8 protein-coding genes are annotated in these 9,504 nt (G+C 36.1%); 2 read left to right on the forward strand and 6 right to left on the reverse strand.

What is annotated here, in order from left to right:
- Position 1: 1 nt before the first annotated feature.
- A complete protein-coding gene (locus tag PK35_RS17255) occupies positions 2-1,843 on the forward strand; it encodes a right-handed parallel beta-helix repeat-containing protein (protein ID WP_052826077.1) in 1,842 nt (613 codons plus the stop codon).
- Positions 1,844-2,141: 298 nt separating this feature from the next.
- Complete coding sequence (locus PK35_RS16635; protein WP_044627702.1) at positions 2,142-3,173, forward strand: LacI family DNA-binding transcriptional regulator; 1,032 nt, start codon at positions 2,142-2,144, stop codon at positions 3,171-3,173.
- Positions 3,174-3,190: 17 nt separating this feature from the next.
- Here the strand turns inward: PK35_RS16635 and PK35_RS16640 are convergent, their stop codons facing one another.
- The 6 genes from PK35_RS16640 to PK35_RS16665 form a co-directional block, all read right to left on the reverse strand.
- Complete coding sequence (locus PK35_RS16640) at positions 3,191-4,798, reverse strand: UxaA family hydrolase (protein WP_044627703.1); 1,608 nt, start codon at positions 4,796-4,798, stop codon at positions 3,191-3,193.
- Positions 4,799-4,828: 30 nt separating this feature from the next.
- Complete coding sequence (locus PK35_RS16645) at positions 4,829-6,295, reverse strand: tagaturonate reductase (protein WP_044627704.1); 1,467 nt, start codon at positions 6,293-6,295, stop codon at positions 4,829-4,831.
- Positions 6,296-6,307: 12 nt separating this feature from the next.
- A complete protein-coding gene (locus tag PK35_RS16650) occupies positions 6,308-7,603 on the reverse strand; it encodes a TRAP transporter large permease (protein WP_044627705.1) in 1,296 nt (431 codons plus the stop codon).
- A 2-nt stretch (positions 7,604-7,605) separates the two neighbouring features.
- The gene (locus tag PK35_RS16655) at positions 7,606-8,067 is read right to left on the reverse strand and encodes a TRAP transporter small permease (protein ID WP_044627706.1); all 462 of its coding nucleotides are present in this window, start codon (positions 8,065-8,067) and stop codon (positions 7,606-7,608) included.
- Position 8,068: 1 nt separating this feature from the next.
- Entirely contained in the window at positions 8,069-9,040 is a 972-nt protein-coding gene (locus PK35_RS16660; protein WP_044627707.1) for a TRAP transporter substrate-binding protein, read from the reverse strand.
- Between the two features lie 23 nt (positions 9,041-9,063).
- The coding region (locus PK35_RS16665; protein ID WP_044627708.1) for a beta/alpha barrel domain-containing protein at positions 9,064-9,504 on the reverse strand (441 nt) is incomplete at its 5' end.

The following is a 9,504-nucleotide window of genomic DNA, read 5'->3' on the forward strand; positions in this document are numbered from 1 at the left end:
TATGAAAACGGCATTATATAATTTATACTATAAAACCCTTATAGCTATTTTAGCGGGTGTAGTTTTTGTAGGCTGTTCGGACGACGACACCATGAAAACGATGTACACCACTACGCCAGGTGCAGCAAATTTAACGCTGCCTTTAAACAATGAAGAGTGCGAAATTGGTGAGATAATTGACGATAAAGCAACAGTAACCTTTAATTGGGATGCTGCCAATGCTACCGAAAATTACAACCTTACAATTACCAATTTAACAACGCAAAACCAAACCCTTAATGTTGGTTTAGAAACTAACTCAACAGTAGTTACTTTAACAAGAGGTTACGCGTATTCTTGGACAGTAACATCGAGAAATTCTGGTGATACAACTACCGATTCTGAAACTTGGAAGTTTTATCTAGCTGGCGATGCCGAATCGAATAATGTTCCGTTTCCAGCAACCCTATTAAAGCCATTATCTGGAACTACTATTGCTCCTTTAGATGGAAAAATTACTTTCGAATGGGAAGGTGGCGATCCTGATGGCGACGATGTAACTTATACACTTTTTGTAGATACCGTTGACGGTAAACAAGAACCTCTTGAAGAATGGAAAAACTTAACCGAAACAAGTTTAACTGTTGATGTTTTAGATGATACCATTTATTATTGGCATGTTGAAACTACCGATGGCGTAAACACTTCAATAAGTCAAACCTACACATTCGAAACAGGAACACCTGATGGCATAATTGTAAGTACAAGTGAAGAAATAATTAGCGCAATAAACAGTGCCGCTGCTGGCGACATCATTCATGTACGTGGTGGTGAATATACATTTGCAAGCACTATTGAAATTAACACAAGTGGCCTTAACGGTACACCAATTACTTTACAAGCTTATACTGCCGATGGTATAAGACCAACATTTAATTTCTCATCGATGAGTGAAGATTCATCGAATCGCGGAATTCAATTAAATGGTGCAAATTGGCATATTAAAGGCATTGATGTTTTAGGTGCTGAGGATAATGGTATGTTTATTAGTGGTAACGGCAACCTTATTGAGTTCTGTACCTTTAGCGAAAATGCCGATTCTGGTTTACAAATTGGTAATGGCGGTGCTAACAATACTATTTTAAATTGTGACTCGTTTTACAACGCCGATTCTTCTTTAGAAAATGCAGACGGATTTGCTTGTAAACTAGATGCCGGAACTGGTAATAAATTTATTGGTTGTAGAGCATGGCAAAACCTTGATGATGGTTGGGACGGTTACATGCGTGGTAACGATAACATTACAACAACCTATGAAAACTGTTGGGCATTCAACAATGGTATTTTAAAAGATGGTAGCGTAGGCGCTGGTGATGGTAACGGATTTAAAACTGGTGGTAGTGACGATAAATTACTTTCGCACAACGCCATTTACACAAACTGTATTGCAGCTGGAAATGTTTACGATGGTTTCGACCATAACAGTAACCGAGGTGATATTACAATGTATAATTGTGCAGCGTATAGCAACGGCCGTAATATTAGCTTTAGCAGTACTAACATTGCAAATTCATTAACCATAAAAAATACGGTTAGTGTTGACAGTAATAGTTCAGACAGTTTTAATGCAACCAATACAGATATAACAAACAATAGTTGGCAAGGTGGGCTATCAGCCGATTCAAGTGATTTTGAAAGCTTAGATATCGATTTATTAAGTGCACCAAGACTTACTGATGGAAGCTTACCAAACATCGATTTTATGAAACTTGTTTCTGGTAGCCATCTTATTGATGCTGGTGTTGATGTTGGATTAACATATAATGGTTCTGCTCCAGATTTAGGAGCTTTTGAATCGAACTAACAAACCTTTAAAAAGAGGCTAATTGAATTTTAGGAAAGGCTCTTTAAAAAGCTAATCCTTTGTCATTGTAAATTATTGTCGAAGCACCAAACATAAATTTGGTTTAGACATTCCAAAGTTGACAAAAAATGACTTAACTTTTTAAACATCCCTTTAAAACTAATTTTCAATAGCCTCTTTTTTATTTATTTCATTGTCGATAATAATATTAAATTTGCAATCGATTACGCTATTACACAATAATTGTTTAAATTTAAAACGTTAATTACCAACAAACTAACCAACCTTCTCCCTAACAATGAGCAAAAAGACAACTATTTATGATATAGCAAAAGCCCTAGATATAACTGCCGCAACAGTTTCTAGAGCCTTAAACAACAACCCTAAAATTAGCGATACTACGCGCGAGCTCGTACTACAAAAAGCGGCCGAAATGAACTATGAGCAAAACAAACTTGCTCAAGCGCTAAAAAGTGGTAAAAGCTATAACGTTGGTGTTATTGTACCCAGAGTAGATAGTAATTTTTTCGGTTCGGTTATTAGAGGTATAGAGGAAGAACTAAATCCGCAGGGATACCATGTTATTATTTGCCAAAGTTACGAAGATCCTAAAACGGAAGGAAAAAAAATAGATACATTACTAAATGCTCAGGTAGACGGTGTACTTGTTTCAACAACTTCAAACTCAAAAAAAGAACCTTTAAAGCGCATTTTAGCTAAAAATATACCTTTAATATTTTTTGATAGACGTAAAGACATGCAAGGTGTGAGTTCGGTAGTAATTAATGACTTTGAAGGTGCTTACAAAGCGACTAAACACCTCATTGACGAAGGCTGCACAAAGATAGCTCATCTGTCGGGAAATTTTTCATTGGAAATATTCAGAGAGCGTTTTTCCGGCTATAAACAAGCTATTATTGATGCTGGATTACCATTTAATGAAGACTGGGTTATTAAAACAAAAAGTAATCGTACAGACGGTATTGAAGCAACAAAAACGTTACTTCAATTAAACCCAAGACCAGATGCTATTTTTTCGGCGAGTGATTTTGCCGCATTGGGTGCTATTCAAGAAATACGCGCTCAAAAACTGAATATTCCTCAGGATATATCGGTAGTCGGTTTTAGTAACGAACCGTTTACAAAGTTTATGGAATTACCTATTAGCACAATAGATCAATCACCTTTTGAAATGGGTAAAATGGCTGCCAAGGTATTTTTAGAACAAAGTAACAACGAAAGCCACGTAAAAATGGAGAAAAAAGTAGTGTTAGACCCTCAATTAATAATCAGAAATTCTTCATTAAAAACTCAGGTTCTAACACCATAATATCTTTAAGGTATATCTTATAAAGATACACCTCTACGCCAAGGAATAAAATCGTTTTGATTTAACAACTTAGCTTTACTTTGTATTGTTCCGCTTGCTACGTCTATTATAAACTCAAGTAGCTCATCAGCCATTTCATCAATGGTTTTTTCACCGCGAATTACAGCACCAGTTTCAAAATCGATGATATCTGGCATTTTTTGCATTAACTCTGTGTTAGACGACACTTTAATTATTGGAGCAATTGGGTTACCTGTTGGTGTTCCTAAACCTGTAGTAAATAAAACTACATTAGCTCCAGAACCTACCAATCCAGTTGTACTTTCTACATCGTTACCAGGAGTACATAATAAATTTAAACCTGATTTACTTATATATTCACCATAATCTAAAACGTCTTGAACAGGTGATGTACCTCCTTTTTTAGCCGCTCCAGCAGATTTCATAGCATCGGTAATTAAACCATCTTTAATGTTTCCTGGAGACGGATTCATATCGAAACCAGAACCAGCATCAACCACCGATTTTTCGTAAGCTTTCATTAAATGTAAAAACTTTTCGGCATTTTCATCTTCAACACAACGGTTTACTAATTCTTGCTCCACACCACATAACTCTGGGAATTCAGCTAAAACAGCCGTTCCGTTAAGTGCTGTTAATAAATCGGATACTGCTCCTAATGTTGGGTTGGCAGATATTCCTGAGAATCCATCCGATCCACCACACTCTAAACCTACACGAAGTTTAGATAATGGCGCTGGCTTACGTTCAATATTATTCGCCTTTTTAATAGCCTCGAACGAATCTTTTACAATAGCCGTTAACATTTCGTCAACCGTTCCCATTTGTTGTTGTTCGTATATTAAAACTGGCTTGTTTAAATTAGGATTAATCGCATTTAAAGCGTCTTTAAACACACTTATTTGAAGGTTTTGACAACCTAAACTTAATACGGTTGCACCCGCCACATTTGGGTTGTTTACATAACCTGCTAGTAGTTTTGCTAAACTTTCTGAATCTTGACGGATACCACCACACCCACCTGGATGCGTGATGAATTTTACATCGATATTTTCAAACACATCGGTTGATTGTTCTGCCACTGCCGTTTCACTGTTACCGCTAACTAACGAGCGTAATAACATTTGATGTGGATTAACTTTTTGCTTCAGTAATTCACGCTCAAAAATATCTTTTAGAATTTCAATATTTCTGTTTTCGCAAAATACTAACGGGAAAAATAACCATACGTTTTCGGTACCTACTTGCCCATCTTCACGGTGATAGCCCATAAAGGTTCTATCTTTCCATTTATCTACATTGGGTGCCGACCAAGTAAACGTATCTGTTCTACCAGTTACTTTTGCACTTTGATGCTTCACATTATCGGTAGTTAACACATCACCTTTTTCAATAACACCATTTGCAGAACCTACCAAAACACCGTACATATAAATACTATCGCCAGACTCGAACTTCTGTAAGGCTATTTTATGCTTCGATTTAGTATCGGAAAGTACTTTTATATCTTCTCCTTCAAAAGAAATTACTTCCCCTGCCTTCAAATTCACCAATGCCACCAAAACATTATCGGTTGCATTTACTTTTATAATCTTCTTTTGCATGCTTAAAATTGTAATAGTTAATGTTACTTATTAAAACTGCTTGCTGTAATTGGCATACCCAGCTTCAATACCATTGGCTTCTATTTCTTTTAAAGCCACAGCTACAGCTTCAGTTAAGTTTTCAACTTTAGTTAAATCTTCATCCCAATATTCGGTAGTCGATAACACATCAGTTGCTACTTTATTGTAATCGTTCGATTCCCATATTTTTGCAAGGTTAGCCACGATATCGTCGCTATCTTGAACTGGTAAACTTTCGCCATTCCAAGTTCCTTTGTAAAAACGAATTAAACTCGCAAAGGCAAACGTTAAGTTAGTCGGCATTTTTCCATGAACCTTAACATAACCTAATAAACTTGGTAACACACGCACTTTAAATTTTGAGATAGAATTAAGCGCGATGCTTGATAAATTATGAATAATAAACGGATTTCTAAAACGGTCGAAAATTTCTTCAGCGAAACTGTTCAACTCATCCTTATCCATATCTAAAGTATCGATAATTTCGCTAAAAACAGCTTCGTTAATAAACGCACCTGTAAATTCGTTATCTACAGATTGCTTTACAGTACGGTTTCCATATAAATATGAAAAAGGCACCATAGCCGTATGCGCACCGTTTAAGATACGTACTTTTCTGGTACGGTACGGTTGCATGTCGTCAACTATTTTAACATCTAAACTGGTTTTATCGAATGGTAATTTTGCTTTTAAATCGTCGCCACCTTCAATAACCCAAAGTAAGAAAGCTTCTGCTGAAACAATTAAATTGTCCTTGTAATCTAATTGTGCATTGTAAGCTTCAATTTCATCTTTTGGATATCCAGGAACAATTCTGTCTACTAACGTACTATGGAAGGCGTTGCTGTTTAAAATCCAGTCTTTAAAATCATCACCTAAATTCCAATCGGCGATGTATTTTAAAATAATATCTTTTAAAGTTTCAGAATTATGGTTGATAAGCTCACAAGGAATAATTGTTAAACCTTTGCTGCTATCACCATTAAAATGTTTAAAACGCTCGTGTAATAACACGGTTAGTTTTGCAGGAAACGAGCTAGGTGGTTGCATTGTTGCCGTATCACTTTCTACATAAGCAATACCAGCTTCGGTTGTGTTAGAGATTATAAACTCTAAGCTTTCCTCTTTTGCAAGACTAATATAATCGGCAAAATTAGCATAAGGATCTACCCCTTTTACAATGTTATCGATAAGCTCAATTTCTTGAATCTCTTCTCCTTTTTTAACACCTTTCATAAAAAGCGTGTACAAACCATCTTGATCGTTTAGCATTTTTACTAAACCTCTATCAATAGGTTGTACTACAGCGATACCTGCATTAAAATCGGTGTTCTTATTTAACTCTTGAATGGCGTAACCAACAAAAGCTCTTAAAAAGTTTCCTTCGCCAAATTGTACTACTTTAATTGGGCGTTTATCTTGTAAGCCTACATTTGCTCTGTTTAAGGCTCTTTTATTTTGTGTTGAATCTGACATTTTTATCTAAAATTATAAATCAAATAATCCTGGTAACCATAAGGTTAACTGCGGGAAATAGGTTACTAAAAATAAGGCGAAAATCATGGCTAAAAATAGCGGTACCAATGGTTTTATTACTTTCTCGATAGATGTCTGTGCGACACCAACCCCAACAAACAATACCGAACCTACTGGTGGCGTACATAAACCAATACATAAGTTTAATACCATGATGATACCAAAGTGAATAGGATCCATACCTAACTCGGTTACTACTGGTAAAAATATTGGTGTAAAAATTAATACTGCTGGCGTCATATCCATAAAAATACCCACGAATAATAACAGTAAATTGATGATTAATAGAATAACAATTTTGTTATCGCTAATACCTAAAAGTAAGGTACTAATATCCTGCGGAATATTTTCGTAAGACATCACCCAAGACATACTCATTGAAGCTCCAATTAACAACATTACAATTGCTGTTGTTGCTGAAGATTCTAATAAGATTTCTGGTAAGGATTTAAATGAAATCTCTTTGTAAATGAAACCTAACACCAAAGTATAAAGCACCGCAATTGCAGAAGCTTCGGTAGCAGTAAAAATACCGGTGATAATACCACCAATTACAATAACTAATAAAAACAAACTTGGTAACGCATCAATAAAAGTTTTAAAAACTTGCTTTAAAGTACTGCGCTCACCTAACTTATATTTTTTCTTTTTAGCCCAAAACATGGCTACTATCATTAAAAATAGTCCGGTTAAAATTCCAGGAACGTAACCTGCTAAAAATAAAGCTGCGATAGATACACCACCACTAGCTAATGAATAAACAATTAACACGTTACTTGGTGGAATAATTAATCCTGTAGTTGCGGAAGTAATATTTACGGCTGCACCAAATTCTTTTGAGTAGCCTTCCTTTTCCATTTCTGGACCTAAAATACTACCCATCGCAGAAGCTGATGCCATTGCAGAACCTGCAATTGCCCCCATTAACATGGCGCCTATAACATTTATTAATGCTAAACCACCTGGAAGTGATCCTACTAATGTTTTTGCAAATGCTATTAAACGATTTGCGATCCCACCTTTATTCATGAGTTGCCCCGAGAGAACAAAGAACGGTATGGCAAGCAACGCAAAACTATCTAGACCTGTACCCATACGTTGCGAAATGGTGGTAAAGGCTGGAAGTGCAGGAATACTAACCAACATAGTTAGTACTGAAGATATTGCTATACTCCATGCTACTGGCATACCTATGGCTAGTAACCCTACAAAACTTAAAACTAATACGATTATTGGGATATATTCCATAGCTATTTAATCTTTATAATATCTGAAACTTTATAGTAAATAATTAATAAACCACTTAGCGGAATAGCTGCATAAACTATAGCCAATGGCACCTGTAACGCTGGCGAGTATTGCTCTAAAATGTAAGTAATATACACCAAACGTATACCGCCAATAACCATGGCTAAAAAGGCAAATACTATAATTAAACTATAAACTAAAAGCTTAATTTTTTTCTGAGTTTTGCTGCTAGAACGCAATGGTAACACATCTATAGCCACGTGCATGTTTCGTCCTGAAACATAAGCCGCACCAAGTATACCTAACCATATCATTAAATACCTCGCAAGCTCATCGGTAAAAGAGCTTGGGGTACCAACAACAAACCTTGTAAAAACCTGCCATAATACATTAACAACCATCACACTCATGATGACTATCAAGGCATTACCCAGAATTTTATCAATTTTTTTTCTAAGTTCCATCTTATTTAGTGTTTTGTATTCTTTGTACTAAATCGTACATGTCTTTATCTTCCTTAACAGCGGTGTAAACATCTTCCACTTTATCGGCAAATGATGTTTTGTCTGGACGAATAATTTCTACACCTGCCTTTTGTACTTCGGTTAGTGCTTCTTGTTCGGCTTCGTCCCAAAGTTTACGTTGGTATACTACAGATTTATCTACAGCTGCTTGCAACCATTTTTTCTCTTGATCGTTTAAATCGTTCCAGATGTGCGTTCCTATAATAAGTACATCAGGAAGTACAGTGTGCTCATCTAAGGTGTAATATTTACAAACTTCGTAGTGTCTGGAAAGGTAGAAACTTGGCGGGTTGTTTTCTGCACCATCTACCACACCTTGTTGTAATGAGGTGTATAATTCACCCCAAGAAATTGGTGTTGCAGAGCCGCCTAAGCTGTTTACCATGTTCATGGCAGTAACACTTTCCATCACTCTTATTTTTAACCCTTTTAAATCTGATGGTGCTTTAACGGGTTTATCTTTAGTATAAAAACTACGGCTACCGGCATCGTAATACGCCAAACCTTTAATCCAATATTTAGTACCTTCATCAAGTAACTCTTGACCAATAGATCCATCTAATATCTGAAATGAATGCGCTTTATCTCGAAACAAAAACGGTAAACCAAAAACTTTCATGCGTGGTGCAAAATTTTCCATTACCCCAACCGATACTTTAGTCATGTCTAAGCTTCCTATTTGAAGTAGCTCGATACACTCACGCTCGGTACCTAATTGTTGACTCGGGTAAATTTCAATTTGCATTTTACCACCTGATATTTCAGCTAAATCTTCACCCATTTTAACCATAGCTTTATGTACCGAATGGTTTACATCCAAGCCATGTGCCAATTTTATGATACGTGTTTCACTAAGCTGATTACAACTTGTAAACAAACAAATGGTTATTATTAATACTATCAGGTTTCGCATTTTAGTCTAGTTTTATTGGAATTTTAACTTCTTAATTTTTTTATGATACTTAAAGCGTTGGCAACACTTTGAGTTAACTTATCGAAGTCTTTGTTGGCAATAATATCTTTTGAAATTAATTGAGACCCCATACCTACACAAGTTACACCAGCATCAAACCAGCCTTTTAAATTTTCTTCAGTTGGCGATACACCACCTGTTGGCATAATGCTCGTCCAAGGTTGTGGGCCTTTTACACCTTTTACAAAGTTCGGTCCGTAAATACCTCCTGGGAATAACTTCACGATTTCGCAACCTAATTCTTCTGCTTTAGCAATTTCGGTTAAGCTACCACATCCTGGAGACCATAATACTTTACGACGGTTACAAACCACAGCGATATCTTCGCGTAACACTGGTGTTACAATAAAGTTCGCTCCTAAAGCCATGTACAATGACGCTGCTGCTGCATCGGTAACAGAACC

The organism is Neotamlana nanhaiensis (assembly GCF_000943555.1).
GTDB classification, from domain to species: Bacteria; Bacteroidota; Bacteroidia; order Flavobacteriales; family Flavobacteriaceae; genus Neotamlana; species Neotamlana nanhaiensis.